Source organism: Serratia sp. CMO1, from assembly GCF_015689115.1.
GTDB lineage: Bacteria > Pseudomonadota > Gammaproteobacteria > Enterobacterales > Enterobacteriaceae > Serratia > Serratia marcescens.
The window spans coordinates 1653831-1671138 of record NZ_CP065032.1 but is presented as its reverse complement, the minus strand read 5'-3'; the positions used below and the strand labels follow the sequence as shown (position 1 = coordinate 1671138).

The following is a 17308-nucleotide window of genomic DNA, read 5'->3' as shown; positions in this document are numbered from 1 at the left end:
TATTAAATTGCAATGGCTAAGCGACCATCAATCGTGCCGCGGCGGCGCCAGCACCTCGCGGTTGCCGTTATGCCCCTGCTCGCTGACGATGCCCTGCGCCTCCATCTGTTCGATGATACGCGCCGCGCGGTTATAGCCGATGCGGAACTGGCGCTGTACGCCGGAGATGGAGGCGCGGCGTTTATCCACCACGAAATCCACCGCCTGGTCAAACAGCGGATCCAGCTCTTCGTCGCCGTCCATGCCGCCGCCGGCACCGCCCTCGCCGTCTTCGCCGCCGCTGAGAATGCCCTCTTTATATTGGGGCCGCTCGCGCGCTTTCCAATCCTTGACCACCGCGTGCACTTCCTGATCGCGCACGAATGCGCCATGCACGCGCACCGGGATCGAGGAGTTCGGCGCCAGATAGAGCATGTCACCCATGCCCAGCAAGGACTCGGCGCCCCCCTGATCGAGGATGGTGCGGGAGTCGATCTTGCTCGACACGGTAAAGGCGATGCGCGTCGGAATGTTGGCCTTGATCAGGCCGGTGATCACATCCACCGACGGACGCTGGGTCGCCAGCACCAGATGGATGCCCGCCGCACGCGCTTTCTGCGCCAGGCGAGCGATCAGCTCTTCGACCTTCTTGCCGACCGTCATGATCAGATCGGCGAATTCGTCGACCATCACCACGATGTACGGCTCTTTCTCCAACACCGGCGGCGTGATGTCCATGCTGTCGGTCGGCTTCCAGAATGGATCCGGGATCGGACGCCCCATCGCTTCGGCCTGATCGACGCGCTCGTTGTAGCCGGCCAGGTTACGCACGCCCAGGGCAGACATCAGCTTGTAGCGGCGTTCCATTTCACCCACGCACCAGCGCAGCGCGTTGGCGGCGTCTTTCATGTCGGTGACCACGTCGGTCAACAGGTGTGGAATGCCTTCGTAAACCGACAGTTCCAGCATTTTCGGGTCGATCATGATAAAGCGCACTTCTTTCGGCGTGGCCTTATACAGGATGCTCAGGATCATGGCGTTGACCCCGACCGACTTACCGGAACCGGTGGTACCGGCGACCAGCAAGTGCGGCATTTTGCCCAGATCGGCCACCACCGGCTCGCCGGAGATGTCTTTACCCAATACGATGGACAGCGGCGACGGGTTGTCGCGGAAGGCCGGACAATCCAGCACCTCGCGCAGATATACCGTTTGCCGCTTGGCGTTCGGCAGCTCCAGACCGACATAAGGCTTACCGGGGATCACTTCCACCACGCGCACCGCCGAAGTCGACAGCGAACGCGCCAGATCGCGCGACAGGTTGGAAATGCGCGCCGCTTTAACGCCCGGCGCCAGATCCAGCTCGAAGCGGGTGATGACCGGCCCCGGCAGGATGTCCACCACGTCGGCTTTCACGCGATAATCGGCCAGGCTGGCCTCCACCAGGCGCGCTTTCTGTTCCAGCGCGAAGGAATCGACCGGCTCCACTTCTTTCGGCGCTTCAGTCAGCAGATCCAGCGTCGGCAGAGGCGTGGTCGGTTTCTGCAGCGGCTGATCGTTGCGCATCAGGAACGGGTGAATCAAACTGTCCATCGCCGGATGCTGCTCGGCCTGAGGTTGCTGAGGCTGCTGCACCTGCGGCTGTTGCTGCGGCTGCTGATATTGCTGCTGCGACGGCTGTTGATGCTGCTGTTGCTGCGGCTGCTGGTATTGTTGAGGCTGCGGGTGCGATTGCTGAGGTTGGGCAGCCGGCGCCGCCGGCTCAAACTGACCGAACGGCACATCGTCCTCTTGCTCGCTTTGCTGTTCAATGCGCTCTTCAAGCTGCGGGGACAGCGTGAACATCGGCTCGCTCGGGCCATCGTCCACCAGATCCGCCATCGGCGAGAAGCTGAAAGCATTGCGGGTATCGATCGGGCTGGCGGCCGGCGCCTGCGGAGCAGATGCTTGCTGGCCGTAGCGCGCCTGCTGCTGCTCGGCAAACGCCTGGCGCAGCGCGGCCTCTTGCTGCGCCTCTTCGTCGTCCTGTTGATAGCCTTCGCCGTAGCGTTGGTGCTGCTGCTCGGCAAACGCCTTGCTCAGCTCGGCTTCCTGCAATGCGCTCTCGTCATCTTGTTGCTCAGACGCGTAGCTTTCGCCATAGCGCTGGCTTTGCTGCTCGGCGAACGCCTGGCGCAGCGCCGCTTCTTGCAGCGCCTCTTCTTCCTGCGGGTTCGCCGCCGTCAGCTGTTGAGGCTCCGCCTCTGTCTGGCGCTGTTCCTGTTCGGCCGCACGCTGCGAAGGCAGCTTGATACCGTAGGAAGCCAGCTCGCGACGGGTCGGGATGCGTACCGGGTTCGGCCGCGGCAGCTCAGGGCCGATGCCCTGCTTAACCTGCGGATTGCCGTCGCTGGTCGCCGTGAAGGCCGGCATAAAGGTCGCCGCCGCAACGCCCGCAGCAGCGGCTGCCGCCGTATCCGGCTGCGGTTTGGCGCCGGTGGCGCTGAAACCGCTCGAACTGCCGATGTCAACGCTGTCACGCTGTGCGGCGGTAAAATCAAAGGGAGAACGCGCCGGCGGCTGCGGCGCGGCCGGCTCTTGCCAGTTACCAAGGCGCGGCTCATCGTCATCCTGATAAGGATCGACAGGACGCGTCGCCTTAGGCGCAGGCGTTTCTTCCGGGATCTCGAAGGAATACAGCGGCGGCGTAGCATCTTGCGCCGACGCACTTACCGGGTGCTGATTGACCGAGGCCGGCGCGGCCGGCGCCACCGTTACCGACGGCGCCTGAGCGGCGATCGGCGCAGCGACGGGCTCGTGGATCTCTGCCTTCACCGTCGGTGCAGGCGAAGCCACCGGCGCGCTGGGTGCGGCTTCTGCTTCAAGCTCACCGTCGTCGGCGCGCAGGCCGCTGAGCAACGGATCGGCGGCGTCTTCCGCCGCCGCTTTGGCGCTTTCGGTAACCGAAGGCGCGGAGAACAGCACGTCGTCATCGGCGGCCGCGGCTCCGGCGGCGGTCGCGGCAACCGCTGCGGCGGCACCCTTCCCTGCCTGCTCAGGCTCGTCGTCAACGTAACGCTCGTCATCCTCGAAATAGCGCTCTTCGCGACGTGAGCGATTGGTCATCACCGTCGCAACGCCCAACACCGCCCCGCCGATCTTCTCGGCGATCACCAGCCAGGACCAGCCGGTAAACAGCGTCAACCCCGCCGCCCATACGCACAGCAGCGCCAGCGTAGCGCCGATGCCGTTGAACCACGGCAACATGGCGTTGCTCAGCAGGCTGCCGATCACGCCGCCGGAGGCGAAGTAATAGAGATCGTCAACGTTCAGCGCCGCCAACCCACAGGAGGTGAGCACTAACGCCAGGGTGCCGATCAGGCGCAGGGAAAGCGCGAAATAGTCGATGTAGTCTCTGTTGCTGCGTTGGCGATAAGCCGCCCAGCACAGGACCAGCATGATCGGCGGTATCGCGTAGGCGAGCACCCCGAAGGTGAAGAACAGCGTATCGGCCAACCAGGCTCCGACACCGCCGCCCAGATTGTGAATCGGCTCATGCCACGCGGTCTGCGACCAGCTTGGGTCAGACGGGTTGAAACTGACCAGCGCAGCCATGAGGTAAACGGCAAAAATCGCTACCACGATAAGCACAGCTTCCAGCAAACGCCGGCCACTGCTGAGTCTTTTCAGGGTAACTTCTTTATCTTCTGTATATTCCTGGCTCAAGAAAGGCTCTCCAGGTTCCTGTTAGCTGACATAGCAACAGCGCCGAGAAACTGCCCCGGCGCCGAAACTGTATGAATAAACAGGAGTGTAACCAATTTAATCAGGTTTTGCACCTGCACCTTACCGTGTTTTGATAACCAGACGGTTACTCTGTTTCACTTCTTCCATCACTACGTAGGTACGGGTGTCGTTAACCCCCGGCAAACGCAGCAAGGTTTCACCCAGCAATTTGCGGTAAGCCGACATGTCCGGTACGCGGGTTTTCAACAGGTAGTCGAAATCGCCGGAAACCAGATGACACTCCTGAATCTCTTCAAGCTTCTGCACTGCCGAGTTGAATTGCTCAAACACATCCGGCGCGCCGCGGTTCAACGTGATCTCCACGAAAACCAGCAGGGACGCATCCAGATAATGCGGGTTCAGCAATGCGGTATAGCCATGAATGAAACCCTGGCGCTCGAGACGGCGCACGCGTTCCAAACATGGTGTCGGGGATAACCCCACGCGCTTCGAAAGCTCGACGTTCGAAATACGCCCATCCTTCTGCAGCTCATTCAGGATGTTGCGGTCGATACGGTCAAGATCTTTACCCGGGCGTTTCTTGTTGTCTGCCATTATTATTGTCTCTCTTATTTTCTTCCGTGCACTTGCCACACCCTAGCCAACGTCAATGTGTAAGGGTTCGTTCCAAGCGAAGACCCGATGCCTGTCATATGCTTCTTCACTACCATCATTCCACGCCGCGCAGCCTGTCTGTCCAACCCCGCGCGATGCAGGTAACGACGTTTAGGTCGAGAAAAAATCAGCAAACGCTTGCGCGCTCTGCTCCGCACACCCATCGCGCATTGCCGCCTCGCGGCGCAAATACGTACGATTTGCTGGTGTTACGGGGATAATTTCTTCTTCCTATGATGTTTTCGCAAATGCGCAGCGGATTGTCAAAGTAAAAGAAGCAAAATCAGAACAACGTACCGTCACGAAAAGTCTGCATCCCATTTTTGGTTATGAATCGCTGGCAGATAAACCCCGGCGGGGAGCGGCTGAAGTCGCAGAATGCGCCGTTTTTGCGCGGTTGGCGATTCAGCGGCCGAATGCGGCTTTGATAAGGTAAATTTCTGCGTTCGGCGTACGATTTGCCGACAGCGGGTGCATTAATAGGCGACAACTATCATACAAATCGTTAACAACGTCGCCCGGCGCTTTTTTTACTGCGCCATTTTCCCTACAATCGGCTTCATTGTCCGCCATTGTGGAATAAAGAGGTTATTCATGGGCACGGCTAAACATAGCAAATTACTGATTCTGGGTTCCGGCCCGGCCGGTTACACCGCCGCCGTCTACGCGGCGCGCGCCAACCTGAACCCGGTGCTGATCACCGGTCTGGAACAAGGCGGCCAGCTGACCACCACCACCGAAGTGGAAAACTGGCCCGGCGACGCCGAAGGCCTGACCGGCCCGGCGTTGATGGAGCGCATGCGCGAGCACGCGGAGAAGTTCCAGACTGAAATCGTCTTCGACCACATCAACAGCGTCGATCTGCAGCAGCGTCCGTTCCGCCTGTTCGGCGACAGCGGTGAATACAGCTGCGACGCGCTGATCATCGCGACCGGCGCCTCCGCCCGCTATCTTGGCCTGCCTTCCGAAGACGCGTTCAAGGGCAAAGGCGTTTCCGCCTGCGCAACCTGCGACGGTTTCTTCTACCGCAACCAGAAAGTCGCGGTGGTCGGCGGCGGCAATACCGCCGTTGAAGAAGCGCTGTACCTGTCCAACATCGCCGCCGAGGTTCACCTGATCCACCGTCGCGACAGCTTCCGTTCGGAGAAAATCCTGATCGACCGGCTGATGGAAAAAGTGAAGAGCGGCAACATCGTGCTGCACACCGACCATACGCTGGACGAAGTGCTGGGCGATGAAATGGGCGTGACCGGCGTGCGTATCCGCAGCACCAAAGCGGAAAACGAAACCCGTGAGCTGGAACTGGCCGGCGTGTTCATCGCCATCGGCCACAGCCCGAACACCGGCATCTTCGGCGGTCAGCTGGAGCTGGAAAACGGCTACATCAAGGTGCAGTCCGGCATTCACGGCAATGCGACCCAAACCACTATCCCCGGCGTCTTCGCCGCGGGCGACGTGATGGATCACATCTACCGTCAGGCGATCACCTCCGCCGGCACCGGCTGCATGGCGGCGCTGGACGCAGAGCGTTATCTGGACGGCATCGCCGGCGCAGAAGTCTGCTAAGACGTTTTCATCATCGGCAAAAAGCGGCTCTCGAGCCGCTTTTTTTGTTTCTGGGTTCAGCAATCTCTCCCTCCCATCTGTTATAGCCATATTTGCCCGCTTTATTCTTTTCAGTCTGCCGGGTCACGAGGTAACATGAGGCCTCGCTTGTTTGTCGCCGATTGCGCCAAACACTATTATTTAACAGTACGTTAACCCAGCCCGTAACAAACGGGCGCCGGCGACGCAGACGCATATCTGATGAAAAAAACCAGACAGCAACAGTTAACCCGTTGGCTTAAAACCCAGAGTTCGTTAGCGCAGCGTTGGCTGCGCCTTTCCATGCTGTTGGGGTTGTTCAGCGGCCTGCTGATCGTGGCGCAGGCGTGGCTGCTGGCCAGCCTGCTGCACGCCCTGATCATCGAACACACCCCGCGTGAGCAACTGATCCCTTCGTTTATCTGGCTGGCCGTCGCGTTCGCGCTGCGGGCGCTGCTGAGCTGGCTGCGGGAACGGGTCGGTTTTCTGTGTGGGCAGGTGATCCGCCAGCGCATGCGCCGGCAGGTGCTGGATAAGCTGCAGCAGCTCGGGCCGGCCTGGATCCAGGGCAAACCGGCGGGCAGCTGGGCCAGCATCATCGTCGAACAGATCGAGGATATGCAGGACTATTACTCGCGCTATCTGCCGCAGATGTATCTGGCGGTGTTTATCCCGCTGCTGATCCTGATCGCCGTCTTCCCGATCAACTGGGCCGCCGGTTTGATTCTGTTGGCGACCGCGCCGCTCATCCCGCTGTTTATGGCGCTGGTGGGCATGGGGGCCGCCGACGCCAACCGCCGCAACTTTGTGGCGCTGGCGCGATTGAGCGGTAACTTCCTCGACCGCCTGCGCGGCCTGGACACCCTGCGGCTGTTCGACCGCGCGCAGGCCGAAACCGCGCAGATCGCCAAATCCTCCGAAGACTTCCGCAGCCGCACCATGGAAGTGCTGCGCATGGCCTTCCTCTCTTCCGGCGTGCTGGAATTCTTCGCTTCGATTTCCATCGCCGTGGTGGCGGTGTACTTTGGCTTTTCGTACCTCGGCGAACTCAATTTCGGCAGCTACGGCCTCGGAGTAACGCTGTTTTCCGGTTTTCTGGTGCTGATTCTGGCGCCGGAGTTTTTCCAACCGCTGCGCGATCTCGGCACCTTCTACCATGCCAAAGCGCAGGCGGTCGGCGCGGCGGAAGCGCTGGAAACCTTCCTCAGCGCCGAAGGCGAGCAGATGGGCAACGGCACGCGGCAGCTGCCCGCCGATCAACCGCTGACGCTACAGGCGAACGCGTTGGAAATCCTGTCGCCGAACGGCGTGTTGCTGGCCGGGCCGCTGAGTTTCACCCTGCAACCGCAGCAGCGCGTGGCGCTGGTCGGGCTGAGCGGCGCCGGCAAAAGTTCGCTGCTCAATCTGCTGCTCGGCTTCCTGCCCTACCGTGGATCGTTGACCGTCAACGGCATCGAACTGCGTGACCTGTCCGCAGAGAACTGGAGGCAGCAGCTGAGCTGGGTCGGGCAAAACCCGCACCTGCCGGCGCAAACCTTGCGCGCCAATATCCTGCTGGGCTGCCCGCAGGCCGATGAAACGCAGCTGCAGCAGGCGGTGGAACACGCCTACGTCAGCGAGCTGTTGCCGTATCTGCCGCAGGGGCTCGACACCGAAGTGGGCGATAACGCCGCCCGCCTGTCGGTCGGCCAGGCGCAGCGCGTGGCGGTCGCCCGGGCGCTGATCGGCCCGCGCCGCTTGCTGCTGCTCGATGAACCGGCCGCCAGCCTCGATGCCCATAGCGAACAACGGGTGATGCAGGCGTTGAATGCCGCTTCGCATCAGCAAACCACCCTGCTGGTGACGCATCAGCTGGAAGATACCGAAGACTACGATCAGATTTGGGTGATGGATAACGGGCGCATCGTGCAACAGGGCGATTACGCCACCCTCAGCGCCCAGCCGGGCCTGTTCGCCACTCTGATCGCCCACCGCCGCGGGGAGCTTTAATCATGCGCGTTTTGCTGCCGTTTTTGGCGTTGTATCGCCGCCATAGCCTGCTGATTAGCCTGGGCATCCTTTTGGCGATCGTCACTCTGCTGGCCAGCATCGGCCTGCTGGCGCTCTCCGGCTGGTTCCTGGCCGCCTCTTCGCTGGCCGGATTGGCGGGTCTGCTGACCTTCAACTACATGCTGCCCGCCGCCGGCGTGCGCGGCGCGGCGATCTTCCGCACCGCCGGGCGCTACGCCGAGCGCGTGGTCAGCCACGACGCCACCTTCCGCGTGCTGTCGCACCTGCGGGTGTTCACCTTCAGCAAGCTCCTGCCGCTGACGCCGGGCGGCATCGCCCGTTTCCGCCAGGCCGACCTGCTCAACCGCCTGGTGGCGGACGTGGACACGCTGGATCATCTTTATCTGCGGGTGATCTCGCCGCTGATCAGCGCGGCGGTGGTGATCCTGGTCGTCACCTACGGCCTGAGCTGGCTGGATCCTGCGCTCGCCCTGACGCTGGGCGGCATTCTGTTGCTGCTATTGCTGCTGGTGCCGCCGGTGTTCTATCGCGCCGGCAAACCGATCGGCGGGCAACTCACCGCCCTGCGCGGCCAATACCGCACCGACCTGACCGCCTGGCTGCAGGGGCAGGCGGAGCTGGTGGTGTTCGGCGCCGTCAACGACTTCCGCCAGACGCTGAATGCCACCGAACAGCTGTGGCAACGCCGCCAGTGGCAGCAAGCCTCGCTGAGCGGCAAGGCGCAGGCGCTGATGATCCTCGCCAGCGGGCTGACGGTGACGCTGCTGCTGTGGCTGACCGCCGCCGGCATCGGCGGCGATACCCAACCCGGCGCGCTGATCGCGCTGTTTGTCTTCGCCGCGCTGGCGTCGTTCGAAGCGCTGATGCCGGTGGCCGGCGCCTTCCAGCACCTCGGCCAGGTGATCGCCTCCGCCACGCGGGTCAAACAGATCATCGATCGCCAGCCGGAAGTCACCTTCCCCGCCGCCGGTCCGGCCGCCGCCGACCGGGCGCAGCTCAGCCTGCGGCAGCTGAGTTTCACCTACCCCGATCAGCCGCAGCCGGTGCTGCGCGACGTCACGCTCGAAGTCGCGGCCGGCGAACACATCGCCTTGCTCGGCCGCACCGGCTGCGGCAAGTCCACCCTGCTGCAGCTGCTGACCCGCGCCTGGCGCACCGACGGCGGAAAAATTCTGCTCAACGGCGAACCGCTGGAAGATTATGATGAAACCACCCTGCGTCGAATGACCACGGTCGTCAGCCAGCGAGTGCATATCTTCAGCGATACGCTGCGGGAAAACCTGCGGCTGGCCGCACCGGATGCCGACGACGCTCATTTGAGTGACGTCCTGCAGCAGGTGGGGCTCGGCAAATTGCTGGCCGGCGACGGCGGGCTGAACGCCTGGCTCGGCGAAGGAGGCCGGCAGCTGTCCGGCGGCGAACAGCGCCGCCTGGGCATCGCCCGCGCGCTGCTGCATCCGGCCCCGCTGCTGCTGCTTGACGAACCGACCGAAGGGCTGGACGCCGAAACCGAACAGCAGATCCTGGCGCTGCTGCGCCGGCATTGTCAGGGCAAGACGCTGATCCTGGTGACGCACCGCCTGTACGGCCTGGAGCATCTCGATCGCATTTGCGTAATGGATGACGGCCAAATTGTCGAACAGGGCGATCACGCCGCCCTAATGCGCCAGCAGGGCCGCTATGCCCGCTTTCGCAACCGTATCAGCAACCTGGCGCCGTAATCGGCCCGTAGAGGACGCAGAAACCCTGTATGCGCATCGTTAAGCTTTCCCCCCAGTCGCTGGCGTTTCCCTCGCCTGAGGGCGCCCTGCGCGATCCCAACGGCCTGCTGGCGATCGGCGGCGACCTGACGGCGCCGCGGCTGCTGGCAGCCTACGAGCGCGGCATCTTCCCCTGGTACTCGCCGGGGGAAGCGATTCTGTGGTGGTCACCCGATCCGCGTGCGGTGCTGTTCCCAGCCGAGTTTCATCTCAACCGCAGCCTGAAACGCTTTCTTCGCCACGATCCGTTTCGCATCACGCTTAATCACGACTTCGCCGCGGTGATCGCCGCCTGCGCCCACCGGCCGAATGAAGGCACCTGGATCGGCCCGGAGGTGCAGCGCGCCTATCAACATCTGCATCGCCTCGGCTACGCGCACTCGGTGGAGGTATGGCAGGATGATCAACTGGTCGGCGGCATGTACGGTGTGGCGCAGGGCGCGTTGTTCTGCGGCGAATCGATGTTCAGCCGCGTCACCAACGCCTCAAAATGCGCATTGATGGCCTTTTGCCGCCATTTTGCCGCTTATGGCGGGGAATTGATTGACTGCCAGGTGCTGAACGCTCACACTGCCCGCCTTGGCGCGCGTGAAATTCCGCGCCGTCAATTCTTGCAGCAGCTCAGCACCCTTCAACGGCGGCCTTTGGCACCGGCGTGCTGGGAGCCGCAAGTCATATCCCCACAGCCGGTTGAACCGCCCTATCCAGTAAACTAATTGGTGGAAACGGTGCAATGTTCACCGACACATCTTTACATAATGGGGGTTTTTCGGCATTATCTTGCCGGTTAAAAACTAAGGTAGTTAGACCTAGAGGATTCGATGGCCAAAGAAGACAATATTGAAATGCAGGGCACCGTTCTTGATACGCTGCCGAACACCATGTTCCGCGTTGAATTGGAAAACGGGCACGTGGTAACCGCACACATCTCCGGTAAAATGCGTAAAAACTATATCCGCATCCTGACGGGCGACAAAGTCACTGTAGAGCTGACCCCGTACGACCTGAGCAAAGGCCGCATTGTCTTCCGTAGCCGTTAATCGGCTCACCGCGCGCCACACGCTGGCGGCATCGAGGATGTAATCCCTCGGGAGCCCTTTCCGTTTACCCCCGCAGCGACGTTACACAACGGGTTGCAGGTGCGCAGGTAAACTGAGAGGGCTCACTCGTTTCTGTTGTACGGTGAATCTCACCCATAAAAAAAGCGATGCCGAAGCATCGCTTTTTCTTTGCCTGAAGGCGGCCTTAGTGCACCGCGCCCTCGTCCGCTTTGCGCTTGGCGGCGCTGAGGAAGTGGTAGGTCAGCTGTTTCTTGTCCTTGTCCAGCTCGACCTTCACGGAACCGCCGTCCACCAGCGAACCGAACAGCAACTCGTTGGCCAACGGTTTCTTCAGGTTTTCCTGCATGACGCGCGCCATCGGACGAGCGCCCATCGCACGGTCGTAACCCTTCACCGACAGCCAATCGCGCGCTTCGTCGCTCACTTCCAGCGAGACACCCTTCGCATCCAGCTGCGCCTGCAGTTCGACGATAAACTTGTCGACCACCTGCTGGATCACCTCGGTAGACAGATGGTTGAACCAGATGATGTTGTCCAGACGGTTGCGGAACTCCGGCGTAAACACCTTCTTGATCTCTTCCATCGCGTCGGTGCTGTTGTCCTGCTGCACCAGACCAATCGACTTGCGTTCGGTTTCCCGCACCCCGGCGTTGGTGGTCATCACCAGGATCACATTGCGGAAGTCCGCCTTGCGGCCGTTGTTGTCGGTCAGCGTACCGTTATCCATCACCTGCAACAGCAGGTTGAACACGTCCGGGTGCGCCTTCTCGATCTCATCGAGCAGCACCACCGCATGCGGATGCTTGATCACCGCATCGGTCAGCAGCCCGCCCTGATCGTAACCGACGTAGCCCGGAGGCGCGCCGATCAGACGGCTGACGGTATGCCGCTCCATGTACTCGGACATGTCGAAACGCAGCAGCTCGATATCCATCGCCTTGGCCAACTGAACGGTGACCTCGGTTTTCCCGACCCCGGTCGGCCCGGCGAACAGGAAGGAACCGACCGGCTTGCGCTCGTGGCCCAGACCGGCGCGGCTCATCTTGATCGCTTCGGTCAGCGCTTCGATCGCCTGATCCTGGCCGAATACCAGCATCTTCAAGCGATCGCCCAGGTTTCTCAGCACGTCGCGATCGCTGGCCGACACGGTTTTCTCTGGGATGCGCGCGATACGCGCCACCACGGATTCGATATCGGCCACGTTAACGGTTTTCTTGCGCTTGCTGGCCGGCATCAACCGGCTGCGGGCGCCCGCCTCGTCGATCACGTCGATCGCCTTGTCCGGCAGATGGCGATCGTTGATGTATTTCACCGACAGCTCCACCGCGGCGCGGATCGCCTTGGCGGTATAACGCACGTCGTGGTGCGCTTCATACTTGGCCTTCAGGCCGTTGATGATCTGAACGGTCTCTTCCGCCGTCGGTTCGGTGATATCGATCTTCTGGAAGCGGCGCGCCAAAGCGCGATCCTTTTCGAAGATGTTGCTGAACTCCTGGTAGGTGGTCGAGCCGATCACCCGGATCTTGCCGCTCGACAGCAGCGGTTTGATCAGGTTGGCGGCATCCACTTGCCCACCGGAAGCCGCACCGGCGCCGATGATGGTATGAATTTCATCGATGAACAGGATGCTGTTCTGATCCTGCTCCAGCTGCTTGAGCAGCGCCTTGAAGCGTTTCTCGAAGTCGCCGCGGTATTTGGTGCCGGCCAGCAGTGAACCGATATCCAGCGAATACAGCGTGCAGTCCGCCATCACTTCCGGCACGTCGCCCTGCATGATACGCCAGGCCAGACCTTCGGCGATGGCGGTCTTGCCCACGCCGGATTCGCCGACCAGCAGCGGGTTGTTTTTACGACGGCGGCACAGCACCTGAATCGCGCGCTCCAGCTCACGATCGCGGCCGATCAGCGGATCGATGCCGCCCACACGGGCCAACTGATTGAGGTTGGTGGTGAAGTTTTCCATACGGTCTTCCCCTCCGGACTGCTCTTCGTTCACCGGGTTTTCCGCATTCGGCGCTTGGCCCGGCTCGTCTTTACGCGTGCCATGTGAAATGAAGTTCACCACGTCGAGACGGCTGACGTCGTGCTTGCGCAGCAGATAAGCCGCCTGCGACTCCTGCTCGCTGAAGATGGCCACCAATACATTGGCGCCGGACACTTCGCTGCGGCCGGAAGATTGCACATGGAAGACCGCGCGCTGCAACACGCGCTGGAAGCTGAGCGTCGGCTGAGTGTCGCGCTCCTCTTCGCCGGCGGGCAGCGTCGGTGTGGTTTGTTCGATGAAGGCTTCCAGCTCCTGGCGCAACGCGGCCAGATCCACCGTACATGCCTCGAGCGCTTCTCGCGCGGCAGGGTTGCTCAGCAACGCCAGCAACAGGTGCTCCACGGTCATAAACTCGTGTCTGTGCTCACGCGCCCTGGCGAAAGCCATGTTGAGACTGAGTTCCAGTTCTTGATTGAGCATAAGCACCTCCCCAATAGATTGCCTTATTCAGGCTTTTTCCAGCGTACAAAGCAACGGATGCTCGTTCTCCCTTGCGTACCGGTTCACATGGACGACTTTGGTTTCCGCCACCTCGGCGGTAAAAACACCACAGATCGCCTTGCCTTGATAGTGGACCGTGAGCATCAGTTGCGTTGCGCGTTCAATATCATAAGAAAAGAACTTTTGCAGAACGTCAATCACAAATTCCATCGGTGTGTAATCGTCGTTGTTAAGTATAACTTTATACATAGACGGCGGTTTTACCGCATCGATTTGTTTTTCTTCGGCCAAGTGTTCAAAGTTTAGCCAGTCGTTGTTATTGCCCATCGCTGCTCATCTTCTCTGCTCTGCCCTCTGATATGGGGGCAGGTTTCGGTTATTCAAAGTGGGGATAGTTACTATTTTATCATCTTCGGCATCGTCCCGCCGCACTGTAACGTGCGCAAAAAAACGGGCCAATTGTGACTGAATCGTGGCAATAGCGTTACCTGCTTCAAACTTTGGTGAACTGCTCCCCGCCGACAAAAGCCGATCCCTTGACGCCCCGATCATTTGCTCTAGAGTGTAAATTCGTGGCTGGTGGTCTTTTAACCACCCCTTGTCCACCCTGCTACCCGCCCACGGCGGGTGCGAATTCAGTTATTCATCTCACTTAAAATAGCGTTGCGAGGGATGTAAAAGCATGGAGACGGGTACTGTTAAATGGTTTAACAACGCCAAAGGCTTTGGCTTCATCTGCCCAGCCGGCGGCGGCGAAGATATTTTCGCGCATTATTCCACCATCAAGATGGATGGTTACAGAACGTTGAAGGCGGGCCAGCAGGTCAGCTTCGACGTGCATCAAGGGCCGAAAGGGAACCATGCCAGTCTTATTGTGCCGGTGGAAAGCGAGGCGCTGTCCTGAACGCTTCCGGCAGCGTCGCGCTGCCTTGCCCCTGACTGCGATAAAAATGCCAGCCGCCGTGTGACTGGCATTTTTTATGCCCTTTACTTACTCGCGCGCCAGCGCATCGATCGGATTCAGCCGCGCGGCATTGCGCGCCGGCAGATAGCCGAACACCACGCCGATGCCGGTAGAACAGAGAAACGCGCTCAGCAACGCCGCCGGCGGGAAACTGATCTGCCAACCCGGCAACACCAACTGCACCGCCAGGCCGATGGCGAACGACAGCGTAATCCCCAGCGCGCCCCCCACCAGGCAGACCAACACCGCCTCGATCAAGAACTGCTGCAACACGTCGCCGGAACGAGCACCCACCGCCATGCGGATGCCGATCTCGCGCGTGCGCTCGGTCACCGACACCAGCATGATGTTCATCACGCCGATGCCGCCGACCACCAGCGAAATCACCGCCACCAGCGTCAGGAACAGCTGCAGCGTGCGGGTGGTTTTCTCCGCGGTTTGCACCAGGCTGTCCATGTTATAGGTGAAAAAGTCCTTCTTGCCGTGGCGCAGCGTCAACAGGCGCGACAGTTGCTGCTCCGCTTCCTTGCTGTCGTAACCGTCGCGGATGCGCACGGTGATCGAATCGAAATAGCTGTTGCCCATCAGCCGGTTGGCCATGGTGCTGTACGGCACCCACACGTTCAGCGTCTTGCTGCTGCCGAACATCGACTGCTTCTCCTTGGCCACGCCGACCACCGTCGCCGGCATGTTGCCCACCAGGATAACTTCCCCCACCACGTTCTTCTGGTGCGGGAACAGCCGCCGTTGGGTATTGGCGTCGATCACCACCGTTTGCGCCTGCGACTGCACCTGCATCGGATCGATGCCGACGCCCTGGGTAAAGCTCATGCCGTACACACGGAAGAACTGCTCGCTGACGCCGTTGACGTTGGCCGCCGCATCGACGTTGCCCAAGCGCAGCCGCATGCTGCTGCTGATGCTCGGCGACAGCGCGCTGATGTACGGCTGTTCGCGCAGCGCGTCGAGATCGCCGTATTTCAACGATTGCCGATAGGTCGGATCGTCGTCGCCGAAATCCTTGCCGGGATAAATATCGACAGTATTGGTGCCGATGGATTTGATGTCCGCCAGCACCATCTGCTTGGCGGCGTCGCCGATCACCAGGATCGACACCACCGAGGCGATGCCGATAATGATGCCGAGCATGGTCAGCGCGGTGCGCATCTTGTTGGCCGCCATCGCGCGCCAGGCCATGATCAGCGCCTCGCGGAAACGGCCGCCCATCTGCCGCCAGGAAGGCGCCGTTGCGGCCAGCGCCAGCGGATTGGCCTGCACATTCTCCTGCGGCGCCGGGCGCGAGTCGGCGATGATCTCGCCGTCGCGGATCTCGATGATTCGCTCCGCCTGGCGCGCCACCGCCGGATCGTGAGTCACCAGGATCACCGTGTGCCCCTGGGCGCACAGCTGTTTGAGGATCGCCATCACCTCTTCGCCGGAGTGGCTGTCCAGCGCGCCGGTCGGCTCATCCGCCAGGATCACCTGCCCGCCGTTCATCAACGCGCGGGCGATACTGACGCGCTGCTGCTGGCCGCCGGAAAGCTGGCTCGGCCGATAGTTGACGCGCTCCCCCAGCCCCAACCGCCGCAACAGCGCCTCCGCCCGTTCGCGCCGCGCCGCTTTGCCCAGCCCGGCGTACACCGCCGGCACCTCGACGTTGTGCGCCGCGCTCAGGTGCGGCAGCAGATGGTAGCGTTGAAAGATAAAGCCGAAATGCTCGCGCCGCAGCTGCGCCAGCGCATCGTCGCTCAGCGTCGCCACATCTTGCCCGGCCACCCGATACACGCCGGCGCTCGGCTTGTCCAGACAGCCGAGAATGTTCATCAGCGTCGATTTGCCGGAGCCGGAAGCCCCCATGATCGCCACCATTTCACCGGCGTCGATGCTCAGACTGATCCCCTTCAGCACCTCGACCGTCTGCTCGCCGGAACGGTAGCTGCGGCGAATGCCGCTCAGCTGCAACAGCGCCGCCATCAGCCGGCCTCCACGCCGCCGCGGCTGACGATCACCTCATCGCCCGCCTCAAGCCCGCGGAGGATCTGCACGTCGATATTGTTGCGCAGGCCGATGGCCACCTCGCGCTTCTCTTCCTTGCCCTGTTTCAACACCGAGACGTGGTAGCGATTGTCGGCGATCTGATCGCCCAGCGCCGCCAGCGGGATCACCAGCGCCTGCTGGACGCCGGCCAGCTGAATATGCACCTGCGCCGTCATTTGCAAGCGCAGCAGCCTTTCCGGGTTGGGCACTTCGAAACGCGCATAATAGAAGATGGCGTTGTTGACCTTTTCCGGCGTCGGCTGAATGTCTTTCAGCACGCCGTCGAAGCGCCGGGTCGGATCGCCCAGCACCGTGAACCAGGCCTTCTGACCTGGCTTGAGGTTAATGACGTCGGCCTCCGACACCTGCGCCTTCACCAGCATGGTTCCGAGATCCGCCAGCGTCAGAATGTTCGGCGCCTGCTGCGCCGCGATCACCGTCTGGCCCTGCAGCGTGGTGATCTGCACCACGTCGCCATCCATCGGCGCTTCGATGCGGGTGTAGGCCAGGTTGATCTTGGCGGTGTCCAAGCTGGCCTGATTCCGCGCGATCTGCGCATTGATGGTGCCCACCTGCGCCTTCTTCACCGCCAACTGCGTCGCCGCCTGATCCAGATCCTGACGCGACACTGCCTGCAGCCTGGCCAGCGCCTGGTTGCGCTGCAGCGTGACCGCCGCCAGTTGCTGTTCGGCCTGCGCCTGCAGCAGTTGCGCATGCAGTTCGCGCAGCGTCGCCTCGCCTTCGCGAATGCTGTTCTGCGCCTGTTGCGGATCGATAACCCCCAGCAACTGGCCTTTTTTCACCTTGTCGCCGATCTCGACATACAGTTTTTCCAACTGCCCGCTGACCTGCGCGCCGACGTCAACCTTGCGCACCGCGTCCAGCTGGCCGGTCGCCAACACGTTCTGCTGCAGATCGCGTTTTGTGACCTTCACCGTTTTGAAATCGGTCGGCGCCGGATGGCGGAAGTGCCAAACGGCCGCCGCGGCAATCGCCGCAATCACCGCCAGAACGAGTATCCAGCGGCGTTTATGTCCTTTAAACCCTG

Annotated in this window: 12 protein-coding genes; 6 read left to right on the top strand and 6 right to left on the bottom strand. The window is 61.4% G+C overall.

Translation table 11 applies throughout. The features are described from left to right. Window positions 1-27 precede the first annotated feature (27 nt). Window positions 28-3684 (bottom strand): DNA translocase FtsK 4TM domain-containing protein, encoded by a 3657-nt coding sequence (locus IT763_RS07905; RefSeq protein ID WP_206195322.1) that lies wholly within the window; start codon window positions 3682-3684, stop codon window positions 28-30. 120 nt (window positions 3685-3804) lie between these two features. Further along, the gene (lrp, locus tag IT763_RS07900; RefSeq protein WP_004928318.1) at window positions 3805-4299 is read right to left on the bottom strand and encodes a leucine-responsive transcriptional regulator Lrp; all 495 of its coding nucleotides are present in this window, start codon (window positions 4297-4299) and stop codon (window positions 3805-3807) included. Window positions 4300-4953: 654 nt separating this feature from the next. Here lrp and trxB point away from each other — a divergent pair. The 5 genes from trxB (at window position 4954) to infA (ending at window position 10753) form a co-directional block, all read left to right on the top strand. After that, on the top strand, window positions 4954-5925 hold the full coding sequence (trxB, locus tag IT763_RS07895; protein ID WP_019454557.1) for a thioredoxin-disulfide reductase: 972 nt from the start codon (window positions 4954-4956) through the stop codon (window positions 5923-5925). A 240-nt stretch (window positions 5926-6165) separates the two neighbouring features. Next, window positions 6166-7932, top strand: coding sequence for a cysteine/glutathione ABC transporter permease/ATP-binding protein CydD (gene cydD, locus IT763_RS07890; RefSeq protein ID WP_206195320.1), 1767 nt, complete (start codon window positions 6166-6168; stop codon window positions 7930-7932). Between the two features lie 2 nt (window positions 7933-7934). Next, window positions 7935-9674, top strand: a complete 1740-nt coding sequence (gene cydC / locus IT763_RS07885; RefSeq protein ID WP_143778791.1) for a cysteine/glutathione ABC transporter ATP-binding protein/permease CydC — start codon at window positions 7935-7937, stop codon at window positions 9672-9674. A 29-nt stretch (window positions 9675-9703) separates the two neighbouring features. Beyond that, window positions 9704-10429 carry a leucyl/phenylalanyl-tRNA--protein transferase gene (gene aat / locus IT763_RS07880; protein WP_016928334.1) on the top strand — a complete coding sequence of 242 codons (726 nt, stop codon included), beginning with the start codon at window positions 9704-9706 and terminating at the stop codon, window positions 10427-10429. 105 nt (window positions 10430-10534) lie between these two features. After that, complete coding sequence (infA, locus tag IT763_RS07875; RefSeq protein ID WP_002211347.1) at window positions 10535-10753, top strand: translation initiation factor IF-1; 219 nt, start codon at window positions 10535-10537, stop codon at window positions 10751-10753. 205 nt (window positions 10754-10958) lie between these two features. On the opposite strand, the gene clpA is transcribed toward infA, so the two are convergent. Both clpA and clpS read right to left on the bottom strand, forming a co-directional pair. Beyond that, a complete protein-coding gene (gene clpA / locus IT763_RS07870) occupies window positions 10959-13238 on the bottom strand; it encodes an ATP-dependent Clp protease ATP-binding subunit ClpA (protein WP_206195319.1) in 2280 nt (759 codons plus the stop codon). 27 nt (window positions 13239-13265) lie between these two features. Next, window positions 13266-13586 (bottom strand): ATP-dependent Clp protease adapter ClpS, encoded by a 321-nt coding sequence (gene clpS / locus IT763_RS07865; RefSeq protein WP_004928347.1) that lies wholly within the window; start codon window positions 13584-13586, stop codon window positions 13266-13268. A gap of 355 nt (window positions 13587-13941) precedes the next feature. On the opposite strand from clpS, the gene cspD reads away from it, so the two are divergent. Next, window positions 13942-14163 carry a cold shock-like protein CspD gene (gene cspD, locus IT763_RS07860; RefSeq protein WP_004928349.1) on the top strand — a complete coding sequence of 74 codons (222 nt, stop codon included), beginning with the start codon at window positions 13942-13944 and terminating at the stop codon, window positions 14161-14163. An 87-nt stretch (window positions 14164-14250) separates the two neighbouring features. Here cspD and macB read toward each other — a convergent pair whose 3' ends face one another. Continuing rightward, the gene (gene macB, locus IT763_RS07855) at window positions 14251-16197 is read right to left on the bottom strand and encodes a macrolide ABC transporter ATP-binding protein/permease MacB (protein WP_206195318.1); all 1947 of its coding nucleotides are present in this window, start codon (window positions 16195-16197) and stop codon (window positions 14251-14253) included. Beyond that, a complete protein-coding gene (gene macA, locus IT763_RS07850) occupies window positions 16197-17264 on the bottom strand; it encodes a macrolide transporter subunit MacA (protein WP_016928336.1) in 1068 nt (355 codons plus the stop codon). The genes macB and macA overlap by 1 nt, the downstream gene beginning before the upstream one ends. Between the last annotated feature and the right edge of the window lie 44 nt (window positions 17265-17308).

Coding starts and splice junctions, on each gene's coding strand:
- lrp (WP_004928318.1), bottom strand. CDS start 4,299: ATGGCAGACAACAAGAAACGCCCGGGTAAAGATCTTGACCGTATCGAC.
- trxB (WP_019454557.1), top strand. CDS start 4,954: ATGGGCACGGCTAAACATAGCAAATTACTGATTCTGGGTTCCGGCCCG.
- cydD (WP_206195320.1), top strand. CDS start 6,166: ATGAAAAAAACCAGACAGCAACAGTTAACCCGTTGGCTTAAAACCCAG.
- cydC (WP_143778791.1), top strand. CDS start 7,935: ATGCGCGTTTTGCTGCCGTTTTTGGCGTTGTATCGCCGCCATAGCCTG.
- aat (WP_016928334.1), top strand. CDS start 9,704: ATGCGCATCGTTAAGCTTTCCCCCCAGTCGCTGGCGTTTCCCTCGCCT.
- infA (WP_002211347.1), top strand. CDS start 10,535: ATGGCCAAAGAAGACAATATTGAAATGCAGGGCACCGTTCTTGATACG.
- clpA (WP_206195319.1), bottom strand. CDS start 13,238: ATGCTCAATCAAGAACTGGAACTCAGTCTCAACATGGCTTTCGCCAGG.
- clpS (WP_004928347.1), bottom strand. CDS start 13,586: ATGGGCAATAACAACGACTGGCTAAACTTTGAACACTTGGCCGAAGAA.
- cspD (WP_004928349.1), top strand. CDS start 13,942: ATGGAGACGGGTACTGTTAAATGGTTTAACAACGCCAAAGGCTTTGGC.
- macB (WP_206195318.1), bottom strand. CDS start 16,197: ATGGCGGCGCTGTTGCAGCTGAGCGGCATTCGCCGCAGCTACCGTTCC.